The 16,121-nt window shown below is 59.6% G+C and carries 17 protein-coding genes; 7 read left to right on the top strand and 10 right to left on the bottom strand.

What is annotated here, in order from left to right; genetic code table 11:
* Nucleotides 1-25 precede the first annotated feature (25 nt).
* Entirely contained in the window at nucleotides 26-736 is a 711-nt protein-coding gene (gene arsH, locus F1529_RS00410; protein WP_155131085.1) for an arsenical resistance protein ArsH, read from the top strand.
* Nucleotides 737-797: 61 nt separating this feature from the next.
* On the opposite strand, the gene F1529_RS00405 is transcribed toward arsH, so the two are convergent.
* The 6 genes from F1529_RS00405 to F1529_RS00380 form a co-directional block, all read right to left on the bottom strand.
* Nucleotides 798-1,982: a hypothetical protein gene (locus F1529_RS00405; protein ID WP_155131082.1), complete on the bottom strand. Its 1,185-nt coding sequence runs from the start codon at nucleotides 1,980-1,982 to the stop codon at nucleotides 798-800.
* A gap of 52 nt (nucleotides 1,983-2,034) precedes the next feature.
* Nucleotides 2,035-2,598 (bottom strand): HdeD family acid-resistance protein, encoded by a 564-nt coding sequence (locus F1529_RS00400; RefSeq protein ID WP_155131079.1) that lies wholly within the window; start codon nucleotides 2,596-2,598, stop codon nucleotides 2,035-2,037.
* A 168-nt stretch (nucleotides 2,599-2,766) separates the two neighbouring features.
* Nucleotides 2,767-3,855 (bottom strand): alanine/ornithine racemase family PLP-dependent enzyme, encoded by a 1,089-nt coding sequence (locus tag F1529_RS00395; protein WP_155131076.1) that lies wholly within the window; start codon nucleotides 3,853-3,855, stop codon nucleotides 2,767-2,769.
* Nucleotides 3,852-5,075 carry a DUF1611 domain-containing protein gene (locus F1529_RS00390; RefSeq protein WP_230457664.1) on the bottom strand — a complete coding sequence of 408 codons (1,224 nt, stop codon included), beginning with the start codon at nucleotides 5,073-5,075 and terminating at the stop codon, nucleotides 3,852-3,854. Before F1529_RS00390 ends, F1529_RS00395 begins: the two co-directional genes overlap by 4 nt.
* Before the next feature lie 211 nt (nucleotides 5,076-5,286).
* Nucleotides 5,287-5,826 carry a YaeQ family protein gene (locus tag F1529_RS00385; RefSeq protein WP_007151525.1) on the bottom strand — a complete coding sequence of 180 codons (540 nt, stop codon included), beginning with the start codon at nucleotides 5,824-5,826 and terminating at the stop codon, nucleotides 5,287-5,289.
* 83 nt (nucleotides 5,827-5,909) lie between these two features.
* Entirely contained in the window at nucleotides 5,910-6,494 is a 585-nt protein-coding gene (locus F1529_RS00380; protein ID WP_007150279.1) for a TMEM165/GDT1 family protein, read from the bottom strand.
* Between the two features lie 563 nt (nucleotides 6,495-7,057).
* Here F1529_RS00380 and F1529_RS00375 point away from each other — a divergent pair.
* Complete coding sequence (locus F1529_RS00375; protein WP_007150683.1) at nucleotides 7,058-7,264, top strand: SlyX family protein; 207 nt, start codon at nucleotides 7,058-7,060, stop codon at nucleotides 7,262-7,264.
* A 207-nt stretch (nucleotides 7,265-7,471) separates the two neighbouring features.
* Here F1529_RS00375 and F1529_RS00370 read toward each other — a convergent pair whose 3' ends face one another.
* The 3 genes from F1529_RS00370 to F1529_RS00360 all read right to left on the bottom strand — a co-directional run bounded on the left by F1529_RS00370 (nucleotide 7,472) and on the right by F1529_RS00360 (nucleotide 10,314).
* Nucleotides 7,472-7,897: a TM2 domain-containing protein gene (locus F1529_RS00370; protein ID WP_155131073.1), complete on the bottom strand. Its 426-nt coding sequence runs from the start codon at nucleotides 7,895-7,897 to the stop codon at nucleotides 7,472-7,474.
* 194 nt (nucleotides 7,898-8,091) lie between these two features.
* Nucleotides 8,092-9,213, bottom strand: a complete 1,122-nt coding sequence (locus tag F1529_RS00365) for a PilT/PilU family type 4a pilus ATPase (RefSeq protein ID WP_007148919.1) — start codon at nucleotides 9,211-9,213, stop codon at nucleotides 8,092-8,094.
* A gap of 66 nt (nucleotides 9,214-9,279) precedes the next feature.
* Complete coding sequence (locus F1529_RS00360; protein WP_007148309.1) at nucleotides 9,280-10,314, bottom strand: type IV pilus twitching motility protein PilT; 1,035 nt, start codon at nucleotides 10,312-10,314, stop codon at nucleotides 9,280-9,282.
* Nucleotides 10,315-10,451: 137 nt separating this feature from the next.
* Here F1529_RS00360 and F1529_RS00355 point away from each other — a divergent pair, with 137 nt between their 5' ends.
* The 5 genes from F1529_RS00355 (at nucleotide 10,452) to F1529_RS00335 (ending at nucleotide 14,886) form a co-directional block, all read left to right on the top strand.
* On the top strand, nucleotides 10,452-11,141 hold the full coding sequence (locus tag F1529_RS00355) for a YggS family pyridoxal phosphate-dependent enzyme (RefSeq protein WP_155131070.1): 690 nt from the start codon (nucleotides 10,452-10,454) through the stop codon (nucleotides 11,139-11,141).
* 19 nt (nucleotides 11,142-11,160) lie between these two features.
* Nucleotides 11,161-11,970 carry a pyrroline-5-carboxylate reductase gene (gene proC, locus F1529_RS00350; protein WP_007149373.1) on the top strand — a complete coding sequence of 270 codons (810 nt, stop codon included), beginning with the start codon at nucleotides 11,161-11,163 and terminating at the stop codon, nucleotides 11,968-11,970.
* Between the two features lie 175 nt (nucleotides 11,971-12,145).
* Nucleotides 12,146-12,694 carry a YggT family protein gene (locus F1529_RS00345; RefSeq protein WP_007150807.1) on the top strand — a complete coding sequence of 183 codons (549 nt, stop codon included), beginning with the start codon at nucleotides 12,146-12,148 and terminating at the stop codon, nucleotides 12,692-12,694.
* Between the two features lie 177 nt (nucleotides 12,695-12,871).
* Nucleotides 12,872-14,335, top strand: coding sequence for a sensor domain-containing diguanylate cyclase (locus tag F1529_RS00340; RefSeq protein WP_155131067.1), 1,464 nt, complete (start codon nucleotides 12,872-12,874; stop codon nucleotides 14,333-14,335).
* Nucleotides 14,336-14,412: 77 nt separating this feature from the next.
* Entirely contained in the window at nucleotides 14,413-14,886 is a 474-nt protein-coding gene (locus F1529_RS00335; RefSeq protein WP_007148797.1) for a PaaI family thioesterase, read from the top strand.
* Nucleotides 14,887-15,067: 181 nt separating this feature from the next.
* Here F1529_RS00335 and F1529_RS00330 read toward each other — a convergent pair whose 3' ends face one another.
* On the bottom strand, nucleotides 15,068-15,991 hold the full coding sequence (locus tag F1529_RS00330) for a hydroxymethylglutaryl-CoA lyase (protein WP_155131064.1): 924 nt from the start codon (nucleotides 15,989-15,991) through the stop codon (nucleotides 15,068-15,070).
* Between the last annotated feature and the right edge of the window lie 130 nt (nucleotides 15,992-16,121).

Genomic DNA, 16,121 nt, shown 5'->3' with positions numbered 1-16,121 from the left:
TTATTGCGAAAGAAGTCATCGTGCCATGAAAGATATGCCCAATCTCGATAACGATTGTTTCCAGGTCCCCACTGCCGACAGCGTATTCCGGGATCAGCCGTCCACACACAAGCCGCGTATCCTGCTGTTGTACGGATCGCTGCGTCAGCGTTCCTTTAGCCGCCTTGTGGTGCAGGAAGCAGCACGTTTGCTGGAGGCCATGGGGGCAGAAACAAAAATTTTCCATGCCGATGGTTTGCCGTTACCCGACAGCGAAGACGTGACACACCCCAAGGTGCAAGAACTGCGTGATCTGGTGACCTGGAGTGAAGGCATGGTGTGGTGCTCGCCAGAGCGTCACGGCGCCATGACCGGCATCATGAAAGCACAAATCGACTGGATTCCTTTATCGCTTGGCGCGGTTCGCCCGACCCAGGGAAAGACCCTGGCGGTGATGCAGATCAGTGGTGGCTCCCAGTCGTTTAATACGGTCAGTCAGTTACGCGTGCTGGGACGTTGGATGCGGATGGTCACTATTCCCAATCAATCTTCTGTGCCGAAAGCTTTCCTGGAATTTGATGAGAATGATCGTATGAAGCCGTCAGGCTTTTATGATCGCATCGTGGATGTGATGGAAGAGCTGGTGAAGTTTACCTACTTGACCCGTGATCGTAGTGATTACCTCACCGATCGTTATTCAGAGCGCAAGGAATCTGCCGAACAGCTCATGGCGAGAGTCAATCAACGGAGTATGTAGCGGGATACGCTACACGCTGCACGGAACAGGTCTTCATGCTAAAGCGGATGGAGGCTGTGCCTTACAGCAAAGGCAGGCAGGAATTATAGCGGTCATGGTCCGGCGCGTGGCGAAAGCATAGCTGCTTATCGCGGCGCGTTAGCGTGTCTTCCTTGCCCGGTGTCCAGGGGTTGTTCACCGGGTTATCTGTCTCCGGTTTATCAAGTTGTTTCAGTAACGCCATGCGTGCATCCAGATGCACCAGCCGCAGTAGATATTGTTTGAAATCCGGCGACGCGGTTTCCAGCAGAACATTGCCGATGGGGTTACGAATCGCCTCGCTCATCGAGGCGGGATCGGGGTGAAACTGGTCGGCTTTGATGGCGTCCACAGGTTGCTCAGCAAGCTGCGCATAGTGTTGGTAAAGCGGTAGCATGCGGTTAACGCTAATATGTTTTTTCAGGCCCGCCCTGAATTGTATTTCTTCAATCCAGCTTGCTGCTTCATTGCCATCCCGATATTGCTCATCAATGAAAAAATGCGCCATCATCGCGAACTCTTTCTGCAATGGTGCCTGAAAGCTTTTTTCCGCTGTGGTGAGCGGCACAAGCCTAAGTGTGGGCATTTTCCCTTGCTGCACCAGCAGGGCAGTCAGTTGCAGTTTTTCTGCCAGCATCGCATTGGCGATCATCTTGCTGATCAGGCTATGGTCCTGGGCCAGCCAGTGCCGTAGCTGCTGTATTTCCCTGTCGATATTTTTTTCGGGCGCGTCGCTGAGGGCCCAAGCGAGGGATTGCAGTCGTGAGGCGGTAATCAGCAGGCTGTATTCAGGGAAGGTGGCATCCAGACGAGGCGGCGTGTTGTCCGAAAAATACGCAAAATCCAGAAAAGTCTGATAGCGATCAATCAGGAACTGATACCGGTTCACCAGGGCCTCAGCTGCCACGCGTTTTTCCTGTTGCTGAAGCAGGCAACTCGCGTCCATATTCCGGCATAGCAGGGGAGATGCATTCAGGTCCCGGTAGCTATTGGGAAGTGGCAGGTCAGGATGGCTTTTTTGCCGCTGCGCCAGTGCCTGGCCCTGCCGGGCAGGGGATTGATCGGCGGGCGCGCCAAAGCCCAGCAGATAAGCGTAAGCAGGGTTGTCATCGCTGGGTGTGGTGTCCAGCCACTGCCGGGCGGCGTCATCAAGGGGCGCGTCCTGTAGCCACCAGGTGGTAAACCCTGCCAGAGCCAAGACGCCAATTACCAGTATGATTTTTTTCATTATCCCGATTCTTTACGTGTCGTGGGTTGTGATGGCGTGGGCTTTGACCGCGTTACGGATCATTGCGCTGATATTGGCGGGCACCCAGCGCCACCATCACCAGCATCCAGCCGTTCATGATCAATTCAATGGCCAGCAACAGGCCGATCACCCATTGTCCGGATTGCGGCCACTGGGCAAAGATCATCCACGCCAGGGCCAGGCCAATAAGTGCGCTGAGCACCAGTAGAAAGACATTGGCGCCGCCGCGAACGTGCCAGGCAATCATTAATCGCAGGGCGGAAACAACGGCGATGGCGGCACCGATAATCAGGGTGAGGCCGTCGGCGGCGATGGCGGGGTGGGCCATCATGTAGCCGCCCAGCAAGGCATACAGCAGGCCCATTACCAGAAACGGCAGGCTGCGCGACAGAGTGGGGGTGCGAAATGCCTGAAGGATTTGAATCAGCCCGGCCAGCAGCAGAAGCCCGCCTACCCAGAACACGCTGATCAGGGTGAACAGGCCTGTGGCGCCCAGGCCCAGGGTGCCGAGCACAATAAACACAATCCCGGTAATCAACAGGCCTTTCCAGTGTTGGGAAAGGTGTTCAAGCAGAGGTGGTGGTGTGGCGGGCATGGCGAACTCCGTGTCGGCGATGCGAGGAAAAGCACGGTGTGAATGTAGCACAGCCGCGCTTGAAATAACGGGTGCCGGGTTGGAGTGGGGCGATTGAACCGTTGTTAGGAAGGCGCCGGCTGAGGTGCCGACGCGGGTATCGTTGAGGTCTGCGTTGCGTGAATTCGGCTAGCTGGCACTGCGCGTATGTTTGATGGCCCGGATCATTTTCTTTTCCACGAACGGTGAGGTCATGGCGCGGACCAGAGCGCTGTAATTCACCCCGAAACGTACTTCGTCCCCTACCCGCAGGTGCTGTTTGCCGCAGTCCAGCAGCAGGTGGTCGCCGCTGGCGCCAAGAATGGTCAGGCCCTCCGGAGCCAGCAGGCCGTCCGGGTCCAGGTCTTGTTCGCCCACCGCCAGAATCGCCCGTGCCATGGCGCCACTATCGGTGGAGATAACGTCACCGCCGAAGGCGGTTTCCGCCAGTGTGCCCCAGGGCAGGGACGGTTTGGTTTTCGACTCGATTACTTCCGCCACCAGCGTGATGGCGTCGGTGTGCAGGCCGTCAACGGGCTCGCGGTGCAGGGGTTCGCAACCGAGAAAAATGGCTTCACCGAGGCGCAGATGGTTGATGCGGCCGGTGGCGCTGTTGCTCAGTGCCCAATCCAGGTTGGCAGAATTGCCGCCGGAGATCAGGGCCAGTTTCACATCCAGTTCCGCTTCCACGCGGTCGGCCAGGGCGGACAGGGCGCCCATGTTGTCCGCATCCGGTGCCATGCCGCTGTGGCAGGCCAGGTTAGTGCCGATGCCGGTGAGTTCCAGGTTGGGCAGTCGCATGACTTCGCGGGCCGCACTGACCAGATCTTCGGGCAAGATGCCCTCGCGCAGGTCGCCCAGTTCCACCATCAGCACGATACCGTGGCTGCGTTCGGCTTCCTCGGCGGCGGCGGAGAGCCGGCGCACCACCGACAGTTCGGTGTTGAAGCTAATGTCTGCGTTTCGCACTACCCGTTCCACCTGGCTGAGCATGGGCGAGCGGATAAGCATGATGGGGGCAGAAATGCGCTGTTGGCGCATGGCTTCGATGTTTTCGATGCGCGAATCTCCCAACCCGCTCATGCCGGCCCGCAACATGGCCTTGGCAATGTCCAGTGAGCCCAGCGCTGCCTTGGTGACGCCGGTGACGGCGATGCCCCGGTCGCCCAGGTCCTCCACCAGCATACGAGCGTTGTGGCTGATCTTGTCCAGATTGATGTCCAGTCGCGGCGCGCTCATTGCGGTGCGCCTGTCAGTCCGTGGCGCAGGGCGGGGAAGGCGGCAAACACCATCTCCAGCAGATGCCGCACTGGCCGGTTCAGGGCGTCGGTGACCGGGATACCCAGTTCATGGCTGAAGCGGGCCATGGCCTCGCTGACCTGGTCGTCATCCATGTGTTCATGGTTCAGGGTCAGGCCGATCACGCGGGTGTCGGCAAAGGTTTCGATCAGGGTAATTTCGTCCGCCGGGTTTGGCATGGCCATGGTGTCGAAATCGCAGCGGAAAGTTCGCCCTGGCGCATGCTGCAGCACCACCGCTTGCGGGCAGGCGCCGCGCAGAATAAAGGAGGTGGTGGAGAACGCTGGATGGCTCAGGGCGCCCTGGCCTTCGATGATGATCACGTCCGGCTGTTCGTTGTCGAACGCTTCGACGATGGTGGCTTCCAGTTCGCCGGCGCAAAACTGCGAGGGCACCGAATCCAGTGCCACGCCGTAACGGGCGCCCTGGATCAGCCCGGTCTGGCCGGTACCCACAAGCACCGCCTTGAGGCCGATGGCATTGAGAGCGGCGGTGAGCACGGTGGCGGTGGTGCGTTTGCCGATGGCGCAGTCGGTGCCCAGCACGGCGATGCGCGGGCAGGTGACCTGATGGATGCTGCCGCTGAACATACGCAGAAATTTCTTCGGCCGGGGCCGGCGCACATCGACGATATCCACTTTGTGGGCAATGCGGGCGGCGGCGAATTCCGGGTCGTCGTTAAGGAATTCATGCAAACCGTTAACGATGCTCATGCCCTTGCCCATGGCGGCCAGCACTACATCGCGCTGGACTTCGGAGAGCAGGCCGCTGGCCGGTGCCATACCGAAAATCAAAAAATCCGGCAGGGTGGCGGTCTGGCTCAGGGCGTCATCCATATCCCGGCATACCGGGATGCCGTTGGCGGTGCCGTCCAGAATCATGCCGGTATCAAGCCCGGCCTGGGTGCTGTCGATCACTGACAGCACGGTATATTTTTCCGAGTGACGAATCAGGCCGTTGGCGGTTTTACCGTCGATGTCGCCGAACTGACCTTCACAATAGATGATCGCGGTGGCGGTGCGGCTGATAGCAGGTTGGGGCAGGGTGTGGGCGTTATGCAAGGGGGGGAAGGTGTTGGCGGGCGAAGGCTGAGTGCTGGCGGGCGGCGCCTGGGCTGAATAGGGACGGGGGCGTAACGAGATCGGGGAAACGGTACTCATGGTGGCTCCTCTGGGGGCACGAAGCTTAGAGGGGCAATGGCGATGGGCCGGTTTGAGGCACCGGTGAGCAGCGAGACGTCCCCACTAAGCGGTGGGGTTAAACGGCAAACAGAGTAACACGGACGGCGGCCGGACGTTGGGATTTAGCTGGGTGCCGCGTTTGCGCCGCCGCGGTGGGCGGCGATGACACCGGCAGTGGTAAGGTTGTACGTCAGGGGTACCACTGTGAAAGCGTTATTTCCTCGCTCTGTTCGGTGGTGCCGAACCAGACCTGACCGTCCTGAATCATGGCCTGCAACTGCATGGCCCGCTGGGCACAGGTGGCCAGTGCCGCTTCACTGTCCGCATCCACATGCACAATGGTCAGGTTGTCGAAGCGGCGCACCTTGTTCTTCATGCTGTCCCACCACACTTGTGGAGCGCGTGGACCGTAACAGTAAATGGTCACGTGCTCCGCCAGGCCGCAGGCTTTACGCAGGCGCTTCTCGTCGGGCATACCCAGCTCGATCCAGTGTGCCAGGGTGTCGTTGGGGTGCCGCTGCCACAGGTCCGGCTCTTCCGGATTGGACAGGCCCCGTGAGAACGCCAGGTCTTCATGGGCATTCAGCGCAAAGGCCAGTAGCCGCAACATCATTCGCGATTCGGTTTCCGAAGGGTGCAACGCCACCGTCAGGTTATGGGTGGCGTAATAATCCCGGTCCATATCGGAGACGGTGAGCTCGGCTTTGTAGATGGTGGCGGTGAGGGCCATGGCACAGGACTCGCAAACAGGCGGCACGCAACACGCATGCACGCAAAAGTGGGCTGATTGTATCAGGGTTTATGCATGCCGCCTTAAACCAACGCCCAGACCCCGAAACCGACAAACAGCACTGCGCTGATGCGATGGGCCCAGGTTTCAAAGCGCTTGCTGCCGAACTGGTGAGCCAGCCAGATCACCGGCAGGTTGGCGGCAACCATGCCCAGGGTGGAGCCACTCAGCACCGGCCAGAACTGGTCCTTGAACTGAACGGCCAGGGCGATGGTGGCCAGCTGGGTCTTGTCGCCGATTTCGGCAATAAAAAACAGCACCAGCGCGGTGAGGAAGGGGCCGAAGCGCGGGTTGTCATCCACGGCTTCATCGCCGTCTGGAATCAGCATCCACAGGCCCAGGCCGATAAAGCTGATGCCCAGAATCCAGCGCAGCCATTCCATCGGGATGGCATCGGCGAGCCAGTCGCCAAACCAGACGGAGGCGCCGTGGTTGAGCAGGGTGGCGATGACCACGCCGGCGAGAATGGGCCAGGGTTTGCGGAATTTGAGAATCAGCGCGAGGGACAGCAGCTGGGTCTTGTCGCCGATTTCCCCAAGGGCAACCAGCAGGAAAGAGCTGAGCAGGGCTTCCATGAACGGTTCCAGCGGGGCGGGATTGAACGACAAGAGACATCACCGGCCAATCCCGCCCCTGCGGAATGCCTGCGATGTCTCAGGTCTCGTCAATCCTGGGGGAGCCTCTGACTACTTCCTTGCGTACTCAGCGTGTCCTGGAGCGTGCAGCTGTTGTGTCTTGTCTCGACGGCAAGGGTGGCTCCCTTTCCTAGAGGCAAGGCGCAGCAGATGTGCGCTTCAGGGCACGCCCTTCGGGGCTTTCATGCTGGCCCGCACTCGTCGTTGCGCTTTCTCTACAGGCAACCAGCCTGCCTTCAAAAGCGCGCCTAGATTGCGAACTAGCATGAAAGCCTGAGCATGCAAAGAAGTAGTCAGAGGCTCCCTAGATACGGATGCAGCCACCATGCGCATGAGGCGCAACTATGTTGATGACCGCCAAGGGGCTTTGTGTAAAAGCGATCGAGCGACTACTCCCCCAAGACGGGCAAACCATAGCGGCAATATTCCGGGCAGGCAAGTACAATGGGCGCAGATGATGTTTGTAGGAGCGTCGCTGGCGGCGCGATGCAGACGGGAAGGCGTGCAGCCCGACGGTGGTTATAAGTGAGCAGAATATGAGTGAAGACCGTTTTCTTGATATCGAAACCAAGCTGGCCTACCAGGAAGACTTGGTGGAGTCGCTGAACAAGGTGGTCAGCGACCAGCAGCGTCAGATCGATGCGCTGGAAAAAACCTGTCGGAAGATGGCGGATCGGTTGATGGATCTGTCTGAGGCATTCGAGGCCACTCAGGTAGAAGACGCCCCGCCGCCGCATTACTGATTAGCTGCGAGCAACGAGCTTCCAGCAAAGAGAGAACCGTCGCTATTCGTTCAGGCTTGCAGGGTTTCGGAAGTAAGCCATGCTCCTGCAAGCTAGAAGCTAGAAGCTAGAAGCTAGAATGAAACAGGCCGCGCTCAAAGGATGGGCGCGGCCTGTTTCATTACAGCAAGGAGCCAGTTCGCGTTGCAGCTTGTGGCTTGCTTTTCTTCAGGCAGGAACGGGCGCGCCCTGGGCGGTCTCGCCATTGCGCTCGGAAACCTGGCCATTTAGCGTGAACAGGTCGTAGAGCACGCCGAAACCAAGCAGGCCGAAGGTCAGCAAGTAGAGAATGCCCGTGCCGATCTTGCCCATGTAGAAACGGTGTGCGCCAAATACGCCCAGAAACAGCATCAGTACCCAGGCTACGCTGTAGTCGGTGTCGCCGCTTTTGAACTGATTATTGGCATCCTGATTCATGCTGGGAATCAAGAATGCGTCCACGACCCAGCCGATGAAAAAGACGCCGAGGGTAAACATCCACAGCAAGCCGGTGAGCTGACGACCATAGTAAAACCGGTGATAGCCAAACAGGCCGCCAAAAAACCATAGCAGGTAGCCGATGGGTGTCAGGTGTGTTTCCTTTTCTTGTTGCATGGGTTTCCCCCTCCGTTGGTAAAGTAAAAAGCGTCCTTGTTATCGCGAGATTCAGTAGTAAGCGCAAAGCGGCAACGCGGGCGTTTCTGTGAAATGAGCAAGCCGCGCCCGGTGGATGGGCGCGGCCTCTTTTTTTCAGGGCGCAGGTGGCTTCATCCGCGTTGTTGCGTGAAGCGTGCGGCCTGCAGCGTCTCCTATTCCGTATCCTCGATACTCAGTCCCCGTGTGGCCACGTCCAGGCTGGAGGCGTCGGTTTCGTTGCCCAGCTTGATCATCAGGCGCAGGTCGTTGGGCGAGTCCGCGTGGAGCATGGCGTCTTCGTAGGTGATTTCGCCGGCGGAGTAGAGGTCGTAGAGGGCCTGGTCAAAGGTCTGCATGCCCTGCTCACGGGATTTGCTCATCAGCGCCTTGAGCTGGTGCACTTCGCCCTTGCGGATATGGTCCTGGACCAGCGGCGTGCCCAGCAGCACTTCGATGGCCGCGCGGCGGCCTTTGCCATCCGGGGTGGGAATCAGCTGCTGGGCGACGATGCCTTTCAGGTTCAGGGACAGGTCCATCCACAGCTGGCCGTGTCGGTCTGCCGGGAAGAAGTGGATGATCCGGTCCAGCGCCTGGTTGGCGTTGTTGGCGTGCAGGGTCGCCAGACACAGGTGCCCGGTTTCAGCAAAGGCGATGGCCTTGTCCATGGTGTCGGGGGTACGAATCTCGCCGATCAGAATCACGTCCGGCGCCTGACGCAGGGTATTTTTCAGGGCCACGTCGAAGGACTCGGTATCAATGCCCACCTCACGCTGGGTGACGATGCAGCCCTGGTGCTGGTGGATGAATTCGATGGGGTCTTCGATGGTGATGATATGACCCTTGGAGTTCTTGTTGCGGTGGCCAATCATGGACGCCAGCGAGGTGGACTTACCTGTACCGGTAGCGCCCACGAAAATCACCAGGCCACGCTTGGTCATGGCCAGTTCCTTGATCACCGGCGGCAGGCGCAAGTCGTCCACGTTGGGGATCTTGGTTTCAATGCGACGCAGCACCATACCCACCAGGTTGCGCTGGTAGAACGCGGAGACCCGGAAACGGCCCACGCCCCGGGCGGAAATGGCAAAGTTGCACTCGTGGTTGGCGACGAATTCCTTGCGCTGTTGCTCGGTCATCACGCCGAACACGATGTCCCGGGTCATGTCCGGGGTCAGCGCGCTCTTGGTCACCGGCAGGATCTTGCCGTTGATTTTCATGCTCGGGGGGACGCCAGCGGTGATAAACAGGTCCGACCCGCCTTTCTGTACCATTAATTTGAGAAGCTCTTCGAATTCCATGCTTAAGGCCTGCCTGTGCTGATTCCGCCGGCGCCCTCAGTGGGCGCCGGTGCCGTGCGTTCGGGGTTAGATTGAGTCCGGGCTCTTGGCTTTTTCACGGGCCACATCACGGGCCACCAGGCCTTTCTGCACCAGCCCTTGCAGGCACTGATCCAGGGTCTGCATGCCCAGCGCGCCGCCGGTCTGGATGGCGGAGTACATCTGCGCCACCTTGTCTTCACGAATCAGGTTCCGGATCGCTGCAGTGCCCATCATGATTTCGTGAGCCGCTACCCGGCCGCCGCCGTTCTTCTTCATCAGCGTTTGCGATACCACCGCCTGCAATGATTCCGACAGCATTGAGCGAATCATGGATTTTTCTTCTGCGGGGAATACGTCGATGACCCGGTCAATGGTCTTGGCCGCAGAGGTGGTGTGCAGGGTGCCGAACACCAGGTGGCCGGTTTCTGCCGCGGTCAGTGCCAGGCGGATGGTTTCCAGATCCCGCAGCTCACCCACCAGGATGATGTCCGGATCTTCCCGCAGGGCCGAGCGCAGGGCTTCGGAAAAGCCCAAGGTGTCGCGGTGGACTTCCCGCTGGTTGACCAGGCACTTTTTGGATTCGTGCACGAATTCGATGGGATCCTCAATGGTGAGGATGTGCTCGTAGCGGGAATCGTTGATGTAATCGATCATCGCCGCCAGGGTGGTGGACTTACCGGAACCGGTGGGCCCGGTGACCAGTACGATGCCCCGGGGCATTTCGGAGATCTTCTGGAACACCTTGCCCATGCCCAGGTCTTCCATGGTCAGCACTTTCGAGGGAATGGTCCGGAATACCGCACCGGCACCGCGGTTGTGGTTAAAGGCATTCACCCGGAAACGGGCCACACCGGGCACCTCGAAGGAGAAATCGGTTTCGTAGAATTCTTCGAAATCCTTGCGCTGCTTGTCATTCATGATGTCATAGATCAATGAATGGACTTCCTTGTGCTCCATGGCCGGCAAGTTGATGCGGCGCACGTCGCCATCCACCCGGATCATCGGGGGCAGGCCGGCGGACAAGTGAAGGTCAGAGGCGCCGTTTTTGGCGCTGAAAGCGAGCAGCTCGGTAATATCCATGATTTATACTTGCGTTGTCAGGTATTGGAAAGGACGCCCATAAGCACCCGTTTGTTATTATGTCGGCAGCCGGATCTCGGCTTACTCAGAAATTCGTCGCATGCCTAAAGTAACCCGACCTCTTGAGCCGTTCAATAATGACTGACGTCAAATCACCACTGCTGCACATTGATGAGCAAATAAATGCACTTTGCGCGCGCTCGGGCCGCGATCCACACAGTGTGCAGCTTCTCGCGGTCAGCAAGACCCGCACCGCAGACGAACTGGCCCAATTGGCAGACCAGGGGCAGCGCCATTTCGGGGAAAACTACTTGCAGGAGGCATTAGACAAGATAGCGGCGCTGCAAGGGCGAGGGCTGGTGTGGCATTTCATCGGGCCGATTCAGTCCAACAAGACCCGTGATATCGCCGCCCACTTTGATTGGGTGCACTCAGTCGATCGGCTCAAGGTGGCCCGGCGCCTTAGCGAACAGCGCGGGCCGGATCTGCCACCGTTGAATGTGTGCCTTCAGGTCAATGTGGATGATGAGGCCAGCAAGAGCGGGGTGCCCCTGGCGGGCGTAGCCGAGCTGGCGGAACAGATAGAGGCCTTGCCCAACCTGCGTCTGCGGGGGCTGATGGCGATTCCCCGGGCGGACAATGATGACGGCAATCGCGCCGCCTTCCGACAGCTCGCCATGACACTGTCACAATTGCGCAATACAATGCCCGCCCTCGATACGCTCTCCATGGGTATGAGTGCGGACTATGCGGTGGCCATTGAAGAAGGCGCCACCGTGATCCGGCTGGGCACTGCCCTGTTCGGCCCGCGCCGGCCCAAGGCCTGACAACAAGGACTGCGCAGTTATGGCACAACAACTAATCGGATTTATCGGCGCCGGCAACATGGCAACCAGCCTGGCCGGTGGCATGGTGGCGAAAGGAATTCGCCCGGCCCGTATCTGGATGAGTGATCCCTCCAAAGACCGCCTGGACGAGGTGGCCCAGCTCCACCGGGTGCACGTGAGCACCGAAAACCGTGATGTGGCCGGGCGCGTTGACGTACTGGTGCTGGCGGTGAAGCCGCAGATGATGGAGCAGGTCTGCACCGACCTGCGCGACCTGATCGCTGAGCGCCAGCCGCTGGTGATCTCCATCGCTGCCGGTGTCACCGTGGGCAACCTGCGCAACTGGCTGGGTAGCACCCCGATTGTGCGCTGCATGCCCAATACGCCGTCGCTGGTTCAGGCCGGTGCCACTGGCTTGTATGCCGCCGATGACGTGAGCGATGCACAAAAAGCCATGGCCAGGGAGATCCTGGGTTCCGTGGGTATTGCTTTCTGGTTCGACGAAGAGAAAGAGCTGGATGCGGTCACCGCGGTGTCTGGCTCCGGCCCGGCCTACTTCTTCCTGCTGATGGAATCGCTGATCGAAGCGGCCAAGGCCCAGGGGCTGGATGCGGGCACCGCCCGGCAGATGGTGCTGCAAACCGCCTGGGGCGCTGCCCAGCTGGCCATTACCAGCGAAGCCGGCCCGGATGTACTGCGCCAGCAGGTCACCAGCCCCGGTGGCACCACCGCTGCCGCGCTGAATGTGTTCGAAGAAGCCGGTTTCCGCGAGCAGGTGCAGGCGGCCGTCGCCGCTGCCCGGGAGCGCTCGGAAGAGCTGGCGGGGTAAAAGGCGAGTAACGAGTTGCGAGAAGCGAATCCCGAGGGCGGTCTTGATTTTCGCAACTCGTCACTCGCTTCTCGTTACTGTTTTTTGTCCACCCTTTGAAATTTGCCCCCATTGCCCCAAACTCTGTCCCAGCTTCTGGCTAAACGCCGGTCAAGACATCGCAACGGAGTGATCCATGAACCCGCAGGGTGCCCTGGTTTTTCTGCTGGATTTTGCGTTCAGCGCCTACATCTTCATCGTACTGACTCGCTTCGTGCTGCAGCTGGCCCGGGCGGATTTTTATAATCCGATCTCCCAGTTCGTGCTCAAGGCTACCAACCCGTTGCTGAAGCCTCTGCGCCGGATTATTCCTGGCTACGGCGGGCTGGATGTGGCGTCCTTGGTGCTGGTAGTGGTGCTGATCATGCTCAAGGCGGTGCTGATTCTCGGCATCCAGGTGGGCGGTTTCCCGGCGGGTATCGGTGGGCAGTTGGTGATCTACAGCCTGCAGGAGCTGGCCAGCCTGATCCTCAACTATGTGTTCTGGGCGGTGCTGATTCGGGTGATTCTCAGTTGGGTAGCCCCGGACCCGTATAACCCGGTGGTACGGGTCATTGTGCAGGTTACCGAGCCGATCATGGCACCGATTCGCAAACTGCTGCCGCCCATGGGCGGGTTTGATTTGAGCCCGCTGATTGTGCTGTTGGGCATCCAGTTACTGCAGATCCTGTTTAAGCTGCACTGACCACCAAAGTGGGAAAAGGCGCCGTATGGCGCCTTTTTTTGTTTCAGTGGTATCAAAAAGCGGGCCTTTCTCTGGTGCAAAACGTTGCAAGGGTTTTTACTTGCCCAGCGGCTTTGGTTACAAAAGAGAAATAACAACGGCGCACCAATGCGTTGGGCGCTAATCCCGGGGAAAAAGATGGAAAACCGTGCAGATTTCAGTCTGATCGGCCTGAGAGAGTTACACCACCTGTCATTGTTGCCTGGCAGTGACTTTGCGCAACTGTATGCCGCTTACCTGGAGGTGGGTCGCCGCCTGCTGGGCCTGTCCATTGGTATTGTCAGTCGTATTGAGGACGGAGACTACGAAGTGCTCGCGGTGCAACCGGGCGATGGGGGGATCAGCACTGGCGATCATTTTCCGCTGGGTGATACCTACTGTTCTACCGTGGTCAGCAAACAGGGGTCGGTGGCGTTGCACCATGTGGGCGAACTGGAAGAAATGCGCTCGCACCCGGTTTATGTGGGGATGAAGCTGGAATCCTACATGGCCGTGCCGCTTTATGTGCAGGGCGAGATTTTTGGCACCCTCAACTTCAGTGATCCGGTACCCCGCCACGAGCCGTTCGGCATCGAAGAAATGGAATTTCTGGAGTTGATGGGCAAGTCCCTTGGCCAGGCGCTGGAGCAGGACCACCTGGATCAGCAGCGGCAATTGGCCGTCAACAAGATGGAAGAGAACATGGCCCTGTTCGAGGGCGCGTTCCGTCACGCGGCCATTGGCATGGCCATTGTGTCCCCGCAAGGGGGCTGGATGCGGGTGAATCAGGCGCTGTGCAACATTCTGGGCTATGACGAGCAGACTTTGCTGGCAAGTGATTTCCAGACCATTACCCACCCGGACGACCTGGAAAAGGACCTGAACCACGTGCAGGCGCTGTTGGCAGGCAAGCGCAACAGTTACTGGATGAAGAAACGGTATTTTCACCAGGACGGTCGTATCGTCTGGGTCTTGCTGGCGGTGTCTATTGTCCGTAACGCGGATGGCACGCCCCGGTATTTTCTCTCCCAGATTGAAGATGTGTCCGCTCAAGTCACCGCAGAGCGTGCTTTGCGCCAGAAGCAGGACGAACTGGAGCAGCTCAATCAGGAGCTGGCGGACATGGCCCGCACGGACCCGCTTACCGGGCTGAATAACCGGCTGGTGCTGATGGAAAATCTGCGTCAGGAGTTCCGCCGCTGCGAACGCAGCCGTGAGCCGATTTCTGTAGTGTTCATGGATGTGGATTATTTCAAGCACTACAACGATACCTACGGGCACATGGAAGGGGATGTGGCGCTGCAGGCCGTGGCGGCGGCGCTGCGTCCGGTGATCCGTGATACCGATGTGCTGGCGCGTTACGGGGGCGAAGAGTTCGTTGCCTTGCTGCCCACCGCCAATGTGCAGGCGGCAGAGGGTGTGGCGGAACGTTGCCGCCATGCCGTGGCCGGCATTGCTTCGCTCAGCGCGCCGGTGAGCCTGAGCGTAGGAGTGGCGACGCTCCTGCCCTGCGGCGAAGCCGATGAAGCGAAGGATCCGGAAGCACTGCTAAGCGCGGCGGATCAGGCGCTCTACGCTGCCAAGGAAGCCGGCCGTAACTGCGTTCGTACGGCGTTGCTGTAACGCGCTCAAGGCGTTTCTTTGATGGCAGGGGGGGAAATAATGGCGCTCAAGTTGTAAGTTCCAAATAGGAACCTATAATGCAGGCAACGCCATTACCCCTGAGAATGACCATGAACCCTGCCACCATGACCGGCCTGGAAATCATGCAGGCTTTCGCCGCCGGCAAGATTCCCCGTGCCCCCATTTCTGAAACCATCCCCATGGACCCGGATACCGTGGAAGAAGGCCGTGTGGTCTTTATCGCGACTCCGGACAAGCGCCACACCAATCCGCTGGGCGGGGTACATGGTGGTTTTGCGGCCACCGTATTGGACTCGGTGACCGGCTGCGCCACCCACACCGTACTGGCTGCCGGCGAGAGCTACGGCACCACGGACCTGAACATCAAGATGTGCCGGCCGCTGACCTTCGACAAGGCCTACCGGGCGGAAGGGAAAGTGATTAACCGGGGGCGCAATCTGGTGATCTCGGAAGGGCGTATCGTGGACGAGGAAGGCAAGCTGTACGCCCACGCTACCTGCACTTGCATGATTGTGGCCCCGCGCGCGTAAACGTCTGCTGTAGGAGCGTCGCTGGCGGCGCGATACGATAACTTCAGTCTCGAGTTGCGAGAAGCGAGTTTCGAAAGGCAACCCCAAACCAGGGGAAAACCCAACGATTTTCGCTTCTCGTCACTCGTTACTCGCAACTGGGTTATCGCGCCGCCAGCGGCGCTCCTACGGAAGTACGGGATTACCCTATGCAGGGTGTCTTGCCCTGTTTCTCCTGGGATTCCATCCAGCTCAGAATGCGCCCGCCCAGCGGTCGCTGGGTCGCTTCGGCGGCCAGCGCCACGGCGCCCCGCAGCCCCTCGATATCGATACCGGTCTTCAGTCCGGCACTTTCCAGCAAGTACACCAGATCTTCCGTGGCCATATTGCCGGTGGCACCGGGGGCAAACGGGCAGCCGCCCAGCCCGCCCACGGAGGCATCGAAACGGCGCACACCCAGATCCGCCGCCGCCCAGGCCATGGCGGCGGCCAGCCCGCGGGTGTCGTGCAGGTGCACATAGAATTTCTCTGCGCCGAATTCCCGAATCAGCGGCGCCATGATGTCCTTCATCTGCTGGGGGTTGCCGGCGCCAATGGTGTCGGCGATGGCCACCTCGTCGGAGCCGGCGGCAAACATGCGCTCGCTGAGTTGCTGGGGCAGTGTCACTGGCACCGGGCCGTCGTAGGGGCAGGCGAAGGCGCCAGAGATATAAGTGCGGGTGGCGATGCCGTCGGCTTGGGCCGCTGCAATGATCGCCTCACAGCTCTGCGCGGCTTGCTCCAGGCTCATGCGCAGGTTGCGCTCGTTGAAGGAATCGGTGGTGGACAGCACCAATGCCACCGTGGGGTAGCCCGCTTCCCGCGCCAGCTGGTAGCCCTTAAGGTTGGGCACCAAAGCGGTGTAGTGCAGTGCGTCACCTTGCGGCAATAGCGGGGTGAGGGCGGCGGCATCGGCCATTTGCGGGATTGCCTTGGGGCTCACAAAGCTCACCGGTTCCAGGTAGCGCATGCCCGCATCGACCAGTAACTGGGCCAGTTTCGCCTTGGTGGCGGTGTCCACGGTTACCGGTTGATTCTGAAGGCCGTCGCGCAGCCCCACTTCGTTGATGATTGCCTGGTCTGTCATGGTGCTTGCCGTCGTACCGAAAAGGGCCCGCAAGTGTGCCATCGGTGCTGGCTTTGTGCACCCTGGGCGGACAGACGGTGGTTTGGCAGGGTGGCCAGAACTGACAGGTTCTTGGTGGTTTCGGTTTTCC

Origin of the sequence: Alcanivorax sp. VBW004 (genome assembly GCF_009718865.1) — a bacterium.
In the GTDB taxonomy this organism is placed as follows: Bacteria; Pseudomonadota; Gammaproteobacteria; order Pseudomonadales; family Alcanivoracaceae; genus Alcanivorax.
This window is presented reverse-complemented; position numbering and strand designations above follow the sequence as displayed.

What these genes read in the sequence shown, in the direction of transcription:
- proC (WP_007149373.1), top strand. Translation starts at nt 11,161, where the DNA reads ATGGCACAACAACTAATCGGATTTATCGGCGCCGGCAACATGGCAACC.
- F1529_RS00360 (WP_007148309.1), bottom strand. Translation starts at nt 10,314, where the DNA reads ATGGATATTACCGAGCTGCTCGCTTTCAGCGCCAAAAACGGCGCCTCT.
- F1529_RS00355 (WP_155131070.1), top strand. Translation starts at nt 10,452, where the DNA reads ATGACTGACGTCAAATCACCACTGCTGCACATTGATGAGCAAATAAAT.
- F1529_RS00335 (WP_007148797.1), top strand. Translation starts at nt 14,413, where the DNA reads ATGCAGGCAACGCCATTACCCCTGAGAATGACCATGAACCCTGCCACC.
- F1529_RS00385 (WP_007151525.1), bottom strand. Translation starts at nt 5,826, where the DNA reads ATGGCCCTCACCGCCACCATCTACAAAGCCGAGCTCACCGTCTCCGAT.
- F1529_RS00330 (WP_155131064.1), bottom strand. Translation starts at nt 15,991, where the DNA reads ATGACAGACCAGGCAATCATCAACGAAGTGGGGCTGCGCGACGGCCTT.
- F1529_RS00390 (WP_230457664.1), bottom strand. Translation starts at nt 5,075, where the DNA reads ATGAGTACCGTTTCCCCGATCTCGTTACGCCCCCGTCCCTATTCAGCC.
- arsH (WP_155131085.1), top strand. Translation starts at nt 26, where the DNA reads ATGAAAGATATGCCCAATCTCGATAACGATTGTTTCCAGGTCCCCACT.
- F1529_RS00345 (WP_007150807.1), top strand. Translation starts at nt 12,146, where the DNA reads ATGAACCCGCAGGGTGCCCTGGTTTTTCTGCTGGATTTTGCGTTCAGC.
- F1529_RS00365 (WP_007148919.1), bottom strand. Translation starts at nt 9,213, where the DNA reads ATGGAATTCGAAGAGCTTCTCAAATTAATGGTACAGAAAGGCGGGTCG.
- F1529_RS00395 (WP_155131076.1), bottom strand. Translation starts at nt 3,855, where the DNA reads ATGAGCGCGCCGCGACTGGACATCAATCTGGACAAGATCAGCCACAAC.
- F1529_RS00375 (WP_007150683.1), top strand. Translation starts at nt 7,058, where the DNA reads ATGAGTGAAGACCGTTTTCTTGATATCGAAACCAAGCTGGCCTACCAG.
- F1529_RS00370 (WP_155131073.1), bottom strand. Translation starts at nt 7,897, where the DNA reads ATGCAACAAGAAAAGGAAACACACCTGACACCCATCGGCTACCTGCTA.
- F1529_RS00340 (WP_155131067.1), top strand. Translation starts at nt 12,872, where the DNA reads ATGGAAAACCGTGCAGATTTCAGTCTGATCGGCCTGAGAGAGTTACAC.
- F1529_RS00400 (WP_155131079.1), bottom strand. Translation starts at nt 2,598, where the DNA reads ATGCCCGCCACACCACCACCTCTGCTTGAACACCTTTCCCAACACTGG.
- F1529_RS00405 (WP_155131082.1), bottom strand. Translation starts at nt 1,982, where the DNA reads ATGAAAAAAATCATACTGGTAATTGGCGTCTTGGCTCTGGCAGGGTTT.